The 15,702-nt window shown below is 39.1% G+C and carries 16 protein-coding genes; 7 read left to right on the forward strand and 9 right to left on the reverse strand.

What is annotated here, in order from left to right:
* Positions 1-177 precede the first annotated feature (177 nt).
* A complete protein-coding gene (locus XEN7305_RS16955; protein WP_006510704.1) occupies positions 178-1,068 on the reverse strand; it encodes a transporter substrate-binding domain-containing protein in 891 nt (296 codons plus the stop codon).
* A 554-nt stretch (positions 1,069-1,622) separates the two neighbouring features.
* On the opposite strand from XEN7305_RS16955, the gene XEN7305_RS27790 reads away from it, so the two are divergent.
* Positions 1,623-1,850 carry a 4Fe-4S dicluster domain-containing protein gene (locus XEN7305_RS27790; protein ID WP_006510705.1) on the forward strand — a complete coding sequence of 76 codons (228 nt, stop codon included), beginning with the start codon at positions 1,623-1,625 and terminating at the stop codon, positions 1,848-1,850.
* A gap of 62 nt (positions 1,851-1,912) precedes the next feature.
* Here XEN7305_RS27790 and XEN7305_RS16960 read toward each other — a convergent pair whose 3' ends face one another.
* The 5 genes from XEN7305_RS16960 to XEN7305_RS16980 all read right to left on the reverse strand — a co-directional run bounded on the left by XEN7305_RS16960 (position 1,913) and on the right by XEN7305_RS16980 (position 4,272).
* Complete coding sequence (locus XEN7305_RS16960) at positions 1,913-2,395, reverse strand: hypothetical protein (RefSeq protein WP_006510706.1); 483 nt, start codon at positions 2,393-2,395, stop codon at positions 1,913-1,915.
* A 129-nt stretch (positions 2,396-2,524) separates the two neighbouring features.
* Positions 2,525-2,992 (reverse strand): hypothetical protein, encoded by a 468-nt coding sequence (locus XEN7305_RS16965; RefSeq protein ID WP_006510707.1) that lies wholly within the window; start codon positions 2,990-2,992, stop codon positions 2,525-2,527.
* Positions 2,993-3,006: 14 nt separating this feature from the next.
* Complete coding sequence (locus tag XEN7305_RS16970; RefSeq protein WP_006510708.1) at positions 3,007-3,492, reverse strand: hypothetical protein; 486 nt, start codon at positions 3,490-3,492, stop codon at positions 3,007-3,009.
* Positions 3,493-3,536: 44 nt separating this feature from the next.
* Complete coding sequence (locus XEN7305_RS16975) at positions 3,537-3,818, reverse strand: TMEM165/GDT1 family protein (RefSeq protein ID WP_006510709.1); 282 nt, start codon at positions 3,816-3,818, stop codon at positions 3,537-3,539.
* 76 nt (positions 3,819-3,894) lie between these two features.
* Positions 3,895-4,272: a TMEM165/GDT1 family protein gene (locus XEN7305_RS16980; RefSeq protein ID WP_006510710.1), complete on the reverse strand. Its 378-nt coding sequence runs from the start codon at positions 4,270-4,272 to the stop codon at positions 3,895-3,897.
* Positions 4,273-4,390: 118 nt separating this feature from the next.
* Between XEN7305_RS16980 and XEN7305_RS16985 the strand changes: the two genes are divergently transcribed.
* The 3 genes from XEN7305_RS16985 to XEN7305_RS16995 all read left to right on the forward strand — a co-directional run bounded on the left by XEN7305_RS16985 (position 4,391) and on the right by XEN7305_RS16995 (position 7,631).
* Entirely contained in the window at positions 4,391-5,338 is a 948-nt protein-coding gene (locus XEN7305_RS16985) for a serine hydrolase (RefSeq protein WP_006510711.1), read from the forward strand.
* Positions 5,339-5,518: 180 nt separating this feature from the next.
* Positions 5,519-6,031 (forward strand): YHS domain-containing (seleno)protein, encoded by a 513-nt coding sequence (locus XEN7305_RS16990; protein ID WP_006510712.1) that lies wholly within the window; start codon positions 5,519-5,521, stop codon positions 6,029-6,031.
* A gap of 532 nt (positions 6,032-6,563) precedes the next feature.
* Complete coding sequence (locus tag XEN7305_RS16995) at positions 6,564-7,631, forward strand: vWA domain-containing protein (RefSeq protein WP_006510713.1); 1,068 nt, start codon at positions 6,564-6,566, stop codon at positions 7,629-7,631.
* Positions 7,632-8,083: 452 nt separating this feature from the next.
* Here the strand turns inward: XEN7305_RS16995 and XEN7305_RS17000 are convergent, their stop codons facing one another.
* From XEN7305_RS17000 to XEN7305_RS17010, 3 genes are all read right to left on the reverse strand, one after another.
* On the reverse strand, positions 8,084-8,761 hold the full coding sequence (locus XEN7305_RS17000; protein ID WP_006510715.1) for an isoprenylcysteine carboxylmethyltransferase family protein: 678 nt from the start codon (positions 8,759-8,761) through the stop codon (positions 8,084-8,086).
* Between the two features lie 153 nt (positions 8,762-8,914).
* Positions 8,915-10,621, reverse strand: coding sequence for a TrkA family potassium uptake protein (locus XEN7305_RS17005; RefSeq protein ID WP_006510716.1), 1,707 nt, complete (start codon positions 10,619-10,621; stop codon positions 8,915-8,917).
* 254 nt (positions 10,622-10,875) lie between these two features.
* Entirely contained in the window at positions 10,876-11,112 is a 237-nt protein-coding gene (locus tag XEN7305_RS17010) for a hypothetical protein (protein ID WP_006510717.1), read from the reverse strand.
* Positions 11,113-11,357: 245 nt separating this feature from the next.
* Here XEN7305_RS17010 and purC point away from each other — a divergent pair, with 245 nt between their 5' ends.
* From purC to rfbF, 3 genes are all read left to right on the forward strand, one after another.
* Positions 11,358-12,089, forward strand: a complete 732-nt coding sequence (gene purC / locus XEN7305_RS17015) for a phosphoribosylaminoimidazolesuccinocarboxamide synthase (protein ID WP_006510718.1) — start codon at positions 11,358-11,360, stop codon at positions 12,087-12,089.
* A 253-nt stretch (positions 12,090-12,342) separates the two neighbouring features.
* A complete protein-coding gene (locus XEN7305_RS17020) occupies positions 12,343-14,367 on the forward strand; it encodes a BamA/TamA family outer membrane protein (RefSeq protein ID WP_006510719.1) in 2,025 nt (674 codons plus the stop codon).
* 319 nt (positions 14,368-14,686) lie between these two features.
* On the forward strand, positions 14,687-15,517 hold the full coding sequence (gene rfbF, locus XEN7305_RS17025) for a glucose-1-phosphate cytidylyltransferase (RefSeq protein ID WP_006510720.1): 831 nt from the start codon (positions 14,687-14,689) through the stop codon (positions 15,515-15,517).
* The last annotated feature ends 185 nt before the right edge of the window (positions 15,518-15,702 follow it).

Raw genomic sequence — 15,702 nt, forward strand, 5'->3', positions numbered from 1 at the left:
GAAGTAGTTTTATCCTTCTGCCCTCTCTCTTGGTGAGCGTCTCTTGGTAGACATTCCCTTGCGCCTTTCGGCGGCGCGGGCTTCTACCGCTTCCCTTGCGCCTGACGGCGGCGCGGGGTCTCACCGCTGCCCTCTGCCTTCAAGGGCGAAGCCCCGTTAAAAACTACTAGAAATTAGCTACAAGCTTTGAAATTGAGTTGAGTCTTGAGAATTGTTATTACTTTCTTGATCGGCTTGACAAGCCTCCAGAACTGCCCCGACATAGGGCAACAGCTCTCTAAACCAATTCTCCCAAACCTTCTCTCCCTGACCACTTTGAGCAATCAAAGAATTTACAGTATCATGCCACTGGGTATTTTTCTTATCTTCAGGGAGTATCATGCCATAGGCTGCACAAAGGGGACGATCGCCGACTAATGGTGTTACCAAAGTATATTTTTCAGGATTAATCTCCAAAAATGATGCTGTGCCTTCTAAGAGAATACCATCACTAGCAAATCCACTAATTTCTTGAAGTTGAACAGCAGCTATCCCTTCGCTTCTGCGTTTGAAAGAGTCATTAACTTGATCTTCAGGATAAACTTGCCTAATTTCTGCTTCGTTGGTCGTACCTTTAATGATTCCAATAGTTCCTGTCCTGAGACTTTCTTCTGTAGCATCGATTCTGACAAACACCTGCGTTGCTGTTACAAAAAAGGGTTTAGAAAAAGTTATTCCATATTCTTGTTCCCGTTCAGGGGTTATCGTATTGGGCCCACATTCAAGGTGGACAGTTCCATCCTTGACAAGATCCCATCGAGTCTGAGTTGTGGACTTGATTAAATTTACTGTAATAGTTTTATCTAGTTTTTGACTCAGGTTTTCCGCCAAAGAATTAGCAAAATCGGCACAATATCCCACTTTGTCACTACTAAAGCCAAACAGTGGCGAATCCTCTCTAATCCCGACATTTAAAATCCCAGTCTTCTCAATCTCTTCTTCAACCGTTTTTGCTTGGCAAATCTGGGGAAAAATAACCGAGGCGGCAATGCCGCAGGAGATAATTGCTAATTGAAGTCGTTTATTCATTGGCCTCTTGATTCATATTAAGCACCTATAGTACAGTAACGAATCAAAATTGTCAAAAACTAATCATTCGCGACATCAAATCAACAATTATCTAGATTACAACTATATTAGAATTATCTATTTAAAGATCGGAATATTAAAAATAAAACTTGGTGCTTTAGTAAGACTTTTTCCGAAAAAACTGGATTGCGGATTACTTGTTCCAAAATTCAAAAATAAATAAAAACACAATGTAGCTATTGCAGCCAATAACAACCTTTCCCACATGATAAAGACTTCCCCTGTCACTCTCCACATTCCCAGTATGTCTTATTTAACAATAATTAGCTATAGTATTTTGCGATACTTTACAAGGTTTAACTAAATAAGAACTCTGATTCTTTGTTCCTCATTGAATGATCTTAGTAGTAAAATATAATCCTCATTTAGCTCCATCAGAAGAAGACGACTATAAGCGGTGACAATTAGCTTGCGATCGCAGAATGCTAGTTTGTCAAAATAACGGTAAAATCGGCTAAGACCCTAACTTAACAAAACTTCAAGGAGAATTCATTTTGCCTCATACAATAGTTACTGACATTTGTGAAGGAATAGCTGATTGTGTTAGTGCTTGTCCCGTAGCATGTATACATCCAGGGCCAGGTAAGAATGTAAAAGGTACTGATTGGTTTTGGATCGATTTTGCCACTTGTATCGACTGTGGCATTTGCGTCCAGGTCTGTCCTGTGACTGATGCGATTGTTGGGGAAGAAAGACCTGAGTTGCAAAAAACACCCAAATAAATTTTGGGCAGCCAGTAGAAATGCAATTTCATAATTCTTGAAATAATTGGCAATCTTGAAAGTCAGTCAAGGGAGATGCGTCTTCTTAGGGCATTAAGGTAGAGGAGAAGAGGTAACTGATAATATTCAACAACCAGCCATAGCACAATTAGTAAATGAGTTAAGGGAGTTAGAATAGTCCAAAGCAAAGGTAACCAGGATAAGGGACTATTTGGTGCTGTAGGGAAAATATAAGCTCCTAACGCAACAATCACGGTGGGAAAAGTCACAAAAGCCGCTCCTGAGAGTAAATAGCCCCAACTTAAATTGGTTCCTTCTCCCTGTATTCCTTGCCACTGATTCCCATTCCAGTACCAGGTTAGGGGAAGTTGGCTATCTGCCATTTTAATTAATTGTTTGTCAAAATTTGTCGTAAAAATATGCTGACAAAAGTCACAAGCAAACGCTTCCATAAGTGGCATTGCAGTCACTTGCCCATGACGACATACGGGACAAGGATATTGTCCTTGGTAGTAAAAACGATTGCTTAAATCAAACTTATGCATTATTTCAGTTATCAGTTCTGTATTATTTATGATCAATTAGAAAATGAGGGTTAGGGAACAGGGAATAGGGAATAGGGAATAGGGAACAGCAAAAATAAGGTTCAATTAATTCCGCTAAGCCACTCAGTTTTATGCAATATTGTTAGCTTTAGTCTTCGCTAATTTTTGTAGTTGTTCTTGAATTAAATTTTGCAAATCCTTTCGTTGCAATTCAATGCCTTGCTCCATTTTTTCGACTTTGTTGAAAAAGACAATACTATTTATTTGTTTTACCGAAAATAATCTAAATAAAATATGAGTTGTTGGCAAAGGATTTGCGACAATTCCATCATCTTGTTTTCGATTAAATTGAATTGCGTCTTGATGTGAAGTAAAAGCATAAATCACAGTCTTCTCGGAATCTTGCTGGGGATTATCTTTAACCTTAAACATGACCCAATCTTCTGTGGGATTTTGTAGGATATAATACTCCGAGAATTTTAACTGCTCAGCAAATTTTCTTAATACAGGCGCGATCGCTTTTTCGATAACCAGAGCTGGAACTCCGTAATTAGGAGCATTTTTGATTAATATTTGTAACTGTTGATCTAAATTCATGGTTTATCTAGTATTTAAGAACAATTTTGTTCTAATAACTCGATCACGATCGCCAAAGAATCAGGTTGCACCTGCACCGTATAAGCTTGAGCTTCAATTTCTCTGCGATAAGAATGATAACGCATAAAATAGGGTCTGGTAAATTGAGGAGGTTCTAGATCTAGATTTACCAAAGAAATTTGTCCTTTTCCGGCACAAGTTTGAGCAGCATGAACAGCTTCGTGAATTAAAACCGATCGCGCATTTCCCAATTCAAACACTACGGGATTAATCCAAATGGTCTTAGTTTTACTGTTCATTAGACCATAAGGTCTTAAACCAGAATTATTAATTTTTGGTGGTATTTCCTGTTTGACGATAAAGCCATAACCAGTAAGGATTTGTTCTAAGCGATTAAACTCAGAATTGTTGGAATAAGCCAAATTGGCAAACACCAATGAGGAAACCAAAAACAGAATCACCAAACCCCATCGTAATTTAGGCAATAATTGATATTTCAAAACTCTCTTTATTACTTATTACTTATTACTCATTACTTATTAACTTAGTCATCCGCTTGGTCAGGCCAAAGCAACCGCAATGCCATGATCGCAAAACCGAGAGCAGCGATCGCTTTCAATAGCTTCTCCGGCAAGAACTGAGCTACGCCGCCGCCAGCTATGACACCAAGAAAGCTGGCTAAAACTAAAGCTACAGTGGAACCCAAAAATACAGCGCGAGGATGTTTGGAGCTGCCTCCTAATGCGATCGCAGCCACCTGACTTTTATCTCCAATTTCTGCCAAAAACACTGTAATAAAACTAAGCCCTAAAAGTTGTAAATCCATAAATATTAATTAAAAATTGAGAATTGCTTGTCCTCGAATGGGGGAAAATTGAGAACTATTAAATGTTTAATCTTGACTAGAGAATGTCGCTGATGAGCCAAGCTGTAATAAATAATAATAAAATAGCGACAGATAAATCTAAAACTTTGGGATCGAGTTTTTTTGATAACCAATAACCAATCAACACTCCCAACAAACTTGTGGTAATCAAGGCCGCTGCTGCTCCGAAAAAAACTAACCAAGGAGATTGAGATTCCGCACTCATGAGTAAAGTTACAACTTGGGTTTTATCCCCTATTTCTGCCAAAAATATTGTGACAAAAGTGGAAGTAAATACTGCCCAAAAACTCAATGACTTATTGGTGACTAGGGTTTTTGGCTTATTTTCTGGGGTTGAATCTAAAACATTATTCTCTGTCACGCGATCGCTGAATTGAGATTTAACAGTTTTCATTTAATTTATAAATAGACATAAATAGATAGTATTATGAGCAATCAGCATCAGCAAACCAATAGTCTTAAACCAGTTACTATCTAGTTAACTTAACAGTTGACAATCATTAAACCTTATTATGGTCTTTTTTCGTCAGGATACACAACTAACAGAAATTGCACATCAGATTCTCGAAGAGGTTTTTCAGGAATTTCCTACTCTAGCAAGAGATCAAATTGCTCTTACTTGGATAGTTTACGATCACCCAGTGATTGTCAATACTGGTGGGGCTTTATCCGCTGAAGAATTTTGGCAACATGAGGTTAGGGGTTTTAGCTATAGAGGCTTTGAAAGGATTTACCCTGCTAGCATTGTGAAATTATTTTATCTAGTGGCAATTCAAGAATGGCTCGAAGGGGGAATGATCTCAGACAGTATAGAATTACAAAGAGCGATTCGAGATGCGATCGCCGATTCGAGCAATGATGCGACTAGTCTAATTCTTGACACTTTAACGGGGACAACTAGCGGCCCCGAATTACCGCCTAATCCCTTTGAGACTTGGAAAAATCAGAGAAATATTGTCAATCGTTATTTCAAATCTTTGGGTTGGTCAGAATTGGATGCGATTAATGTTAATCAAAAACCCTGGAATGAAGGGCCTTATGGTAGGGAAAAAGCCTTTCTGGGGGAAATGATGGAAAATCGTAATATGTTAACAACTGATAGCATTGCGCGATTATTACACAGTATTATTGGCGGCGTTGCGGTCTCAAGCGATCGCTCTTCTCAAATGATGAAACTGCTCAAGCGAAGTCTCAACCCCCAAGATCTGGCAAAGTATCAAGGAGAAGAGAACCAAGTGACAGGTTTTCTGGGAGAGGCTTTACCGACAAATGCCCAAATTTGGTCAAAAGCTGGTTGGACATCTCAAGTTCGTCATGATGCAGCTTATATTGAAATCCCTCAACAACAACCTTATTTATTAGTGGTTTTCACTAAAGGCAAAGATAATGCCAAAAACAACAGCATCTTGCCTTCTATTTCCCAAGCTTTTATGAGAGGCATACAAATGCTCAACTTATAGAAGCATGATTAATCAAGAATGGTAGGGCAAATTTTAATTAAAGCCCCTAGAACAGAATTTTCTCAGTTTGGAAGGTGAAATTTAATCATCCTTTCAGGTAATAACCAGATTCCTTTTATCTTGCTCCCTAAATATATTAGGTGAAAAGAAAAACATTATTTCAAGCCAGATAATAACGCCATGAAATTGAAAAACGTTACTCTTATTAGCGGTCTTATTTTTTTTACTTGGGGTTTAACCACAATCGTGAGTGGAGAAACAACCGAAAGCAATATTACAGAAAATCAAATTTTGCTCGCTCAAGCAAATAGCTCCACTACTTTCTATGAAGAGGAAGGAATTGCCATTAGGGGAGCAGATCCTGTGGCTTATTTCACAGAGGGCAAAGCAGTTATCGGGGACAAAAATTTTAGCCATCAATGGGGAAATACAACATGGCTATTTAAAAATTCCCAAAATAGAGACTTATTTGCTCAAAACCCTGAACAATATGCTCCTCAGTATGGAGGGTTTTGTGCATGGGCCGTCAGCCAAAACTATACTGCCCCCATCGATCCTGAAGCTTGGAAAATAGTAGAAGGAAAACTATATCTTAATTACAACAAAGGAGTCCAAAGAAGATGGGCGAAAGATATTCCTGGAAATATTCAAAAAGGTGACCAAAACTGGCCTGGTATTTTAGCTAGTCTGTAGAGAAAAATATTTGTTATTGTAATATGCCTTGTGTTGCGATCGCTATAACTAAAGAAATCTTTGCACTAGCGATCGCGACTTACTCGCCAAAATCGACTAAATAGAATTAAGCTGCAAGACTTAAGCCTGATTGAGGCAAAAAGTAGACGCTAATTCGACGTTACTAATTGCTCCTGACCTCGAGAATAAAATAACCTCAGTATATTCTCGGTGTTGCTGAAAAAACGATAGTTCATCTAATTCTAATAATAATTCAAAGGATTATCATAACTAAAGCTTCTCGGTTTAGACATCCAAAAATAACTAGAATTAAGTTTTATGTCTTTAATTTACCTTTTTGTCTCTTTAATCTGCCTTTACTAAAAAATACCATCAAATATTTAATTGATGAAACTACACTTGCAGTAAACCAGTAATTTCGCGATTATTGTTTGGAAAAATTACTGTTACATTTTGATCAAAGATTACCTATAAATAGTAATCACACTAAGTTGAATATTATATCGAAGAAATATTTTTGAGAAAAATTAAGATGCATAATAAAAAAATATTGGGGCTGAAATATAGTTTAGTTTTACTAGCTGCAAACATGTTTTTTGCCCAAGGGGCAAATGCTGATTCCTTAACTCCTGATAATATCAATAAAACCGTAAAAATCACTAAAAGTATTTCTATTAATCGCACAGTTACCTTGGACGCTACTCCCGAGCTAAAAGTAGATGTTTTATTTCTCTCCGACAATACTGGCAGTATGGGTTCTGCAATTACCAATGTGCAAAATAATGCTACTACTTTACTCAATAATTTAGTGACAACCTATGGCGACATCGAAATAGGCGTTGCCCATTACTTTAGTGATCCCGCAGAAGGCGACCCCAGTGGATATGGTGCTGGCTATTATCATCTTTTGGAGCCTGTCGCGGGAGGAAACCAAGCAGATGCGATCGCGGCTATCAATAATTGGGTTGCTCCACCTGGTTATGGATACGATTGGCCAGAAGCTAATTTATTTGCTTTGCATCAGGCTGCAACTTCTGGGGATTCTACCGCTAGTGGAATTGCGACCAATTACGATACTCAGTGGCGCGCTGATGCACAAAAGGTAATAGTTTGGTTTGGAGATGCGCCCTCTCATACTAGTACGGTAGATGTTCCAGAGACGATACAAGCTTTGCAAGATGAAAATATTAAAGTTGTGGCGATCAATATCTTGAGTAGTGAACAAGTTGGTAATAATAGTACGACTTTGGACAATAATGGCGACCAAGCCTCGGTAATTGCCAGTCAGACTGGAGGCATCTATGAAGATGTTTATCCCAATAGTCTCGCAACAAAAATTGAGCAATTAGTTGACCAAGTTATTAAACCAAGTTCTTTGAGCTTTACAACTGTGGGCGACACTTCTGGTCTGACTATTGATTTTGTCTGCACAGATTCTTTGGGTTGCTCTGATGTTTTAGGTGGAGAATCTCGTGATTTTCGCATGGATATTACAGGAATCATTGATGGGATATATGAATTTGAAACCTTAGTTCAAGGAGCTTCAGGAGCAGTAGGAGATGATAAGGTTACCGTTATTGGTCATGTATATGCTGACTGAATTCGGATAGACACAAGACCTGGTAACCCGCGCGTTCCCTTTCCCAGAACAAGAAGCTGGGTAAATGGATTGAAAATTCCGCGGGGTCGCTTGTTAATTTATTGACTCGTCAAGAGCAGCGCCAGCTCCATATTAATTTCCTGAGATTTCAAGTCAATATCATTTGAGTAAACAACTAGTTTTTCTGGGGTCAATCCTCTAGCTTCAGTTCTTGTGGCAATTTCCTCCATTTAGCTTTAACTATCTTTACTGAACATTGAGAAGTTCTTGTTGAGTGAAGCAAGATCTAGAAAAAAGACATCTACTACCTCCTTCAAGAAACAAGGGAACAGCAAAATATACCTAAGCTGAATTGATCGTTACTAATTTGGTTATTTTTTTCTTGTTACTCTCATTTTAAGAGATGCTAGGGAAGTTCAAACGAAGGAAAAAGTTAGAACTCCCCTCTGCTTTCAAATCATAGGAACAAAAGCCGCTGTCTTTTGCCGATATTTCTGATACTCAGGATATTCCTTGAGCAAAAGCTGCTCTTCAAGTCCTGCTCGCCAAATTTGAATTACTAGCCACACCAGATAGACAACCAGAGAAAAAATACTAAGACTACTCAGCAAAATGCCTGCCACCGAAACAAAACCGCCCAAATACATAGGGTGACGAATAAAAGAATATATCCCAGAAACCACAAATCCTCTAACTTCTGGGGTGATACTAAAACTTTTGCGGAGAGAAAGCAGTCCAATCAACGAAATTAGGCCACCAACGAAGACAAATAAAACTGGAACAATAATGGGAATTTGGGGTAATTCAGAGACGGGAGCAATAAGTAATAGATATGGCAAAAACGAACCGAGCAGAGAAATTAAGATTGGAGTTGACTGGGAATATTGTCTCTTTGGTTTGCGAGCCAAGAGTAGAATCGAAGAGGCGATCGCAAGATAGGTAATATGAACCAAATTATTAACAATTAGCTGACTAGGAAAGTAAAAAACATTTTCACTAAAGGCAAGTTGCACTTCCCCTCGATATTTCCACAAACCGTAGATCTTAAGAACACATAATAGACCCAGGAGCATTCCCAAAAACCGATTGGCATTTTCTAACAAAAACCTTTTGACATTCTGGAATATCATAACGAGCACAAGAATTGCTGGAGTGATGAGGCAAATAATAACTCTAGTTTATGATTCATCTCGATCAATTGCCCATCAGAGAATCCACGAGGTGAAAGTCCTTGGCCTCTAAAACCTACAACCTAAAACCCAAAACCTTTTACCCCAAACCTTTTACCCAGTAATTTGATCTAGAACTAACTCATTAGCTACTGGCGATCGCCATAATTGCCCCAGGCGACTAGCAGGCATAGTTAAATACAGAATATCTTGGGGCTGAAGACAGAGCTCCAGCAACTCCCAACCATGGAAAGTTTGACTGTTTCTTTCCAGATATAACGGGACAAAATCAGCTTTAATTGCTGCTTCCTCGACAGTTTGAGCACAAAAAGGATGTCCTGGGGTGATCATACTTGCGATCGCCACCCAGAGCAAATCTTGAGTCATGCCATTGCCCAAAATTCTCCCTCCCAAAGCAGCAGCAGCAAAAGAATGAGTAGCCAACTCGACAGGTGACAACACGCGATCGAACTCAAACACCTCCTGCATTGATTGAGCAAACTGAGGATCACCACTCCTGACAATGCTTGTCAATTTAGGGGCTAGGGCTTTAGCGGTTAGGGTAATCTCCAAATTGACTGTGTCATGGCTGGTAACGGCAATTAAACTAGCAGCATGACGAATATTAACTGCTTTGAGCGTAGAGGGTAAACTGGCATCCTCAAGGATCACAGGAATTCCCAAAGAACGAGCATAGTGTAAAAAACGATTATTGTGATCTAAGTCAATCGCCACAACCTCATAGCCTTGAACATGAAGCTGACGAGCAATTTGAACACCAATACCGCCTAATCCACAGACTATATAATGATTTCGCCTTGGGATCCTAGCCGCATCGAGAGCCTGTCGAAAACGACTTCCTAAAACAAAATCATTAATCAGAGCATAACAAATACCAATGACGATCGCCCCCACAATCATCATCACAGCTGTAAAAACCTTGATATTGTCAGAAGCAAATTCTGCCACCTGCTCCTCACCACCAGCACCAGTGATCATACCAACAGTGAAATACAACGCATCGACAAAGGAGGTATTTAAACTAAAGCTGACATAGGTAAGAGTCGCCAAACAAATGACCGACAGCAACGCCAAACTAATCAAGGTGACAGGACGGGCATAATGCTGATAACGGGGAATATTAAAAATTGCCTTGAGAAGTTTCTGCAACCAAGAAGGGCGTTGGCTAAAGACTTTAGGTTTAGTACCGACAATGACACAGTCTCCTATTTTAAGCCGAACACCCGTACCAATAGCTGAAACCAAATCAATTTCACCTTGAGTTGGCAAATAGTAGATTAACATCCGATTCGGATCATCCCACAACTCCTTGAGTTCTTTATCTAACCAAGGATGATCCTCATTGATAATTTCTTCCTGTATAGGCCAAGTACGATTAAATAACTTTAGTTGCCCGATCGCTTTATTACCCAAAGCTGCAAAAGTAAAAATTGGCGCAGAAAGAGCAGCAACGCTTAGAGAAATATGATCAGGCAAGGTCAGATCTAGACGTTCTCCCAAAGTCTGATTAAGTAAACGATTAATAATCCGAATGCGAGGATTAAGTATTCTTGCCTGAGTCAAAATTGCCAAATTCAGGGCATCATCATCATGAGCTAAGACTAAGGTTTGAGCTTGTCTAATTCCCGCCTTAATCAGAGTGGTATTGGCCCGCGGATCACCAATAACAATTTGTTCGTCCGATTGTCTTGTGATGGAAGAGTCGCTAATACCGACTACCTCTGCACCTTGCCGCTTCAATAAGCTATAGATTTTGGTTCCATTTCGCCCTAAGCCACAAACAATGATTTTCGGTTGCATAAATTCTGATCGAAAATATCAGGAAAAGATTTTGCTCTAATCCCTTAATCTTGAGTGACTAATAGTTACTGGTGCTGTAGTTAAATACACCAATTCCCAAGAATTAATTTTCTATTAGCAAAAAAAGCTTTGGACTATGCAATTGCCCATTGTGTATTATTACTCATTGAAGCCTAAAAAGAACTTGAGCACAACTTTAGTAAATAACATTTCGCGACCACGAAGTAAACTTAATTTATTGAACCTAGGAAAAGCTATTCCCCAATCCCCAATTGTTTCTTACTTCGTTTGAGCTCTTTCCACAAAGACTTGATTTGTTTAAAGGCTTTTTCTGGGGGAACTTTCCCCCCAGCTTCTAGAGCGCAAATATAACTGATTTTCTGGGAAAATTCCTGTAAATTAGCATTGAAAACTAAATTTGTAGGACTTACCTCTCCATGATAAGAATTTCGAGGATAAAGAAAATCATGTTTATCGTTATCTGATAGCATTTTTTCGCTCAAACTAAGTGACTTTATGGTTGTTTGATTATGTTTTCTGATTTAAACTTGCTCGAACTTTAAATATCTATAAGTTTCTTTATAATCTTACTGGATTCAAATCCAGTGCTTTGGGAAATTATTGCTCACTTAAACTAAAGTCCACCATCACCTGTAATAATTCTTGATTAACTTTTTCTTAACCTTATCTTAACCTTGATAATTAACAAATTACGTAACAAAACTTACTTTAAATAATGATGCAGACAGCAAAACTTTACGAAGGAAAAGCCAAGATTCTCTATCCCACCAAAGATCCTCAAATATTACTAACAATCTACAAAGATGATGCAACAGCATTTAATGCTCAGAAAAAAGGGCAAATTACGGGTAAAGGAGCAATTAATTGCACAATTGCCGCGGCATTATTTCAATACCTAGAAAAAGCTGGAATTCCCACCCACTATATAGACTGCCCCGAAGTCAATCAGATGCGAGTTAAAGCTGTGACAATTATTCCTCTCGAAGTAGTTGTCAGAAATATTGCTGCAGGAAGTTTATGCCGTCAAACAGGGCTACCACAAGGAAAAGTTTTACCAAAACCCTTGTTGGAATACTATCTCAAGGATGATGCCCTAGGAGATCCGCTGCTCACGCGCGATCGCTTATCCCTACTCAATCTAGCGAGCTCAGAACAATTAGCTACTATTGAAGAGATGACCTTAAAAATCAATCAACATCTTCAAGACTTTTTCAAACTTTGCAATATTATCCTAGTAGACTTCAAATTAGAATTTGGCATAGATGCGACAAATCAGATAATCCTTGCCGATGAGATTAGTCCTGATACCTGCCGTCTCTGGGATAGTCGCGAAACCGATCCCCAAGCAAGAATCATGGATAAAGATCGTTTTCGTCAAGATTTAGGTCAGATAGAATCGGCATATCAAACAGTTCAGGAAAGGGTACTATCCGCAATTAACCATTAAGAAATCAGTTAATAGTTAAAAGTCAACAGCAATGAGTAACTATTAGTTCAGGAACTAATTCCCGATTTGCTATTCATAATTCATAATGAATCAATCAACAGCCAAAAAACTGTTACAGTATTGATCGTTTTGTGGGTGTGTGGAAAAATCGAGGAATTAAAAATTGCGTTTATCTTCTGCTTTATCAACAATCTTGGCAACATCCTTAACTTGGAACTTTGCCTTATCCATCCAAGCAATAGCCAAACCCAATATGGAAAGAGGGGTTAATCAGAGCGAAAAGACCCTAGATTCCCCTACACCAAGATTAATTAAACAACCAAAAACAAATCCCTTGTTAGCTAGTATCAGAGAGCTACAAGTAGATCGGGTATCAAATCAAATAAAAGACCCGTTTCCCCAAGCCCAGGCTCAGGCTAAGTCTATCGAGATTGCTCAAGAAACCAATGGTGCAACCGAAGAAACTTCTCCCACCACACCAAGTAATCAAGCAGAATCTCGTGTTCTAGTCGCAGAAGTTGATGTTACAGGAGTGGATGAAAGATTAACCGAGATTATTTACGAGACGATTGACACTAAACCGGGAAGGACCACAACGCGTGCACAACTCCAAGAAGATATTAACGCAATCTACGCTGTCGGTTTCTTTCAAAATGTCGAGGTGATCCCCGAAGATACACCTCTAGGGGTAAAAATTACCTTTGCCGTTGTCGCCAACCCCATCTTAAATGAAGTAACTATTCAAACGGTTCCCCCTGATATCAGTGAACAAGTCTTACCTCCAGAAACAGTAAACGAAATCTTCAGCCCTGGTTATGGAGACCTCCTCAATCTTCGAGACTTACAAGAAGGGATCAAAAAAGTCAACGAATGGTACTCGGAGAATGGTTATGAATTGGCTCAAGTGGTGGGTTCACCCGAAGTCAATGAGGATGGAACAGTTATTCTTGTGGTGGCAGAAGGAGTTATCGAGAATATTGAAATTAGTTTTATTGACGAAGAAGATGAACCCACAGAAGGAAAAACTCGTGACTTTATTATAACTAGAGAAATTGAGCTCCAACCAGGAGATGTTTTTAACCGTAACACCGCACAAAAGGATTTACAGCGAGTTTTTGGTTTAGGAATTTTTGAAGATATTCGTTTATCCTTTGAGCCAGGAGAAGATCCCAGTAAGGTAATTATTAATGTAATCGTAGTCGAAAATAGTACAGGTTCAGTGGCTGCGGGTGCTGGTTTTAGCTCTTCTAGCGGGATATTCGGCACAATCAGCTATCAACAGCAGAATTTAGGTGGAAATAACCAAACTATCGGCACAGAATTCCAATTAGGAGAAAGAGAATTATTGTTCGATTTGAGTTTCACCGATCCTTGGATTGCTGGAGACCCCTATCGTACTTCTTATACCGTTAATGCTTTTCGTCGTCGTTCTATTTCTCTTGTCTATGATGGTGATGATGATGACATTCGAACTGAAGATGGTGACGATAGTCCTCGGGTAGTACGTACTGGTGGGGGAATCAATTTCGGTCGCCCCCTATCTAAAGATGTATTTAAGCGTGCCAATTGGAATTTATCCACGGGTTTTCAATATCAACGTGTAGTCATCAAAAATTCTGATGGTGATACATCACCCGTTTCTAGAGAAGAAGATGGCAGTCAAAATCTGGCCTTTAGTGATGATGGCAAGGATGACCTGTTTTTTGTACGTTTTGGTGCCACTAGGGATAAACGCAATAGTAGATTACAGCCAACTGCAGGCTCACTACTACGTTTTGGCGTAGATCAAACTATCCCTATCGGCTCAGGGACTATTCTGTTTAACCGTGTTCGGGCCAGTTACAGCTACTATATTCCGACAGGTTTACTCAATTTCACTGAAGGACCTCAAGCATTTGCCTTTAATGTTCAAGCAGGAACAATCCTCGGTGATTTACCGCCCTATGAAGCTTTTGTTGTTGGCGGTAGCAATTCGGTGCGAGGTTACCCAGAAGGAGAAGTAGGTAACGGTAGAAGTTATCTTCAAGGCACAGTGGAATATCGCTTTCCTGTTTTCAGGATTGTTGGCGGTGCTTTGTTTGCAGATTTTGGGACAGTCCTCGGCACTGACAGTGATGTACCAGGAGAACCCTCCGTTAGAAGAAACTTGCCAGGAAGTGGTTTTGGTTATGGGATTGGGGTGAGAGTCCAGTCTCCCCTTGGCCCAATTCGAGTTGATTATGCAATCAATGATGAAAGTGATAGTCGTATTCACTTTGGGATTGGAGAACGTTTTTAGAACTTGCCAAGCAAACTTTGAGCTGTCGAAGAATATCCCAAGCAACAAGATCCCTGCATATGTCAAATGTTTTGTGCGTATTTCTCATTATTCATTTTTTACTCATGTTCTATATCTGAGAATCATTGATTATCTATATTTTCGTATTTACCCTCAGATGGCAGAAAAATCTTCGTCTTTTCTTTAACTAATTTCCTGGGTGTATTCATTAAAACTTCATATGCCTCATATATATTAGTAATATGAAAGCGCGATTAGTCATAAATCACGTATTACATAAGTAGAAAATAAACAATACTAAAAAACTCGAGAAAACATTATGAAAGTAGGTATGCTAGCTGGTGGGTTAGGAACTCGTATTTCAGAAGAAACTGTTGATAAGCCAAAGCCTATGGTTGAAATTGGGACTCAACCTATAATGTGGCACATCATGAAACATTATTACCATTATGACTTAAGTGATTTTGTGATTGCTTTGGGTTACAAAGGTCATGTAATCAAAAAGTATTTCAGTGATTACTGTGCGCTTAATAGTAACTTAACAGTAGAGTTACGCAACGGCAAAATTACCGCTCACAGCGACGGCACTGTAGACGATTGGACTGTACAGTTGATTGATACTGGATTATCTACTAATACTGGGGGAAGAATTAAACGTCTCATTCCTTATCTTTCCGGAGCGAAAAAAGGCCAAGCCTATGGCAAAGAAACTTTTATGATGACTTGGGGAGATGGTGTTTCTAACATCGATCTCAAGAAGCTATTGGCATTTCATAATCACCACAAGGAAGAATATGGAACTTTGGCAACGTTAACCGCAGTCCGTCCTCCAGCGCGTTTTGGTCATTTAGAATTTTCGGGGGAACGCATTGCCAAATTCTCAGAAAAACCTCAAACTGCTGAAGGTTGGATCAACGGCGCATTCTTTGTCCTAGAACCAGAAGTATTTGAATATATAGACGGGGATGCTACCCTTTTTGAAAAAGAGCCCTTAGAAGGGTTGGCCGCAGATGGCAAACTCATGGCCTACAAACATGAAGGTTTCTGGCAATGTATGGACACATTAAGAGATAAGAAACGCCTAGAAAAAATGTGGGAAACGGGTAATGCACCTTGGAAAACTTGGTCAGATACATTGCAGCTAGTTTAAGTAAGATTACTATTAAGTTAAAATTATCCTAGTAATTTCAGGGTTGGGAAAAACCGTGGATCTTCGGTTGCTACTTTAGTCTTTTGTTGTGCATATTTGGTAAATGAGGATTTATATTTGTTTATCAGTAAACAATTCCTTTCCCTGAGAATAAGATAAAAATTTCGTTATCTGTAAAGAGGTTT

It is taken from the genome of Xenococcus sp. PCC 7305 (genome assembly GCF_000332055.1).
Lineage (GTDB): Bacteria > Cyanobacteriota > Cyanobacteriia > Cyanobacteriales > Xenococcaceae > Xenococcus.

Bases quoted from the DNA above. Each gene is read 5' to 3' on its own strand.
- XEN7305_RS16955 (WP_006510704.1), bottom strand. From the start codon at position 1,068: ATGAATAAACGACTTCAATTAGCAATTATCTCCTGCGGCATTGCCGCC.
- XEN7305_RS16960 (WP_006510706.1), bottom strand. From the start codon at position 2,395: ATGCATAAGTTTGATTTAAGCAATCGTTTTTACTACCAAGGACAATAT.
- XEN7305_RS16965 (WP_006510707.1), bottom strand. From the start codon at position 2,992: ATGAATTTAGATCAACAGTTACAAATATTAATCAAAAATGCTCCTAAT.
- XEN7305_RS16975 (WP_006510709.1), bottom strand. From the start codon at position 3,818: ATGGATTTACAACTTTTAGGGCTTAGTTTTATTACAGTGTTTTTGGCA.
- XEN7305_RS16980 (WP_006510710.1), bottom strand. From the start codon at position 4,272: ATGAAAACTGTTAAATCTCAATTCAGCGATCGCGTGACAGAGAATAAT.
- XEN7305_RS16985 (WP_006510711.1), top strand. From the start codon at position 4,391: ATGGTCTTTTTTCGTCAGGATACACAACTAACAGAAATTGCACATCAG.
- XEN7305_RS16990 (WP_006510712.1), top strand. From the start codon at position 5,519: ATGAAATTGAAAAACGTTACTCTTATTAGCGGTCTTATTTTTTTTACT.
- XEN7305_RS16995 (WP_006510713.1), top strand. From the start codon at position 6,564: ATGCATAATAAAAAAATATTGGGGCTGAAATATAGTTTAGTTTTACTA.
- XEN7305_RS17000 (WP_006510715.1), bottom strand. From the start codon at position 8,761: ATGATATTCCAGAATGTCAAAAGGTTTTTGTTAGAAAATGCCAATCGG.
- XEN7305_RS17005 (WP_006510716.1), bottom strand. From the start codon at position 10,621: ATGCAACCGAAAATCATTGTTTGTGGCTTAGGGCGAAATGGAACCAAA.
- XEN7305_RS17010 (WP_006510717.1), bottom strand. From the start codon at position 11,112: ATGCTATCAGATAACGATAAACATGATTTTCTTTATCCTCGAAATTCT.
- purC (WP_006510718.1), top strand. From the start codon at position 11,358: ATGATGCAGACAGCAAAACTTTACGAAGGAAAAGCCAAGATTCTCTAT.
- XEN7305_RS17020 (WP_006510719.1), top strand. From the start codon at position 12,343: ATGGAAAGAGGGGTTAATCAGAGCGAAAAGACCCTAGATTCCCCTACA.
- rfbF (WP_006510720.1), top strand. From the start codon at position 14,687: ATGAAAGTAGGTATGCTAGCTGGTGGGTTAGGAACTCGTATTTCAGAA.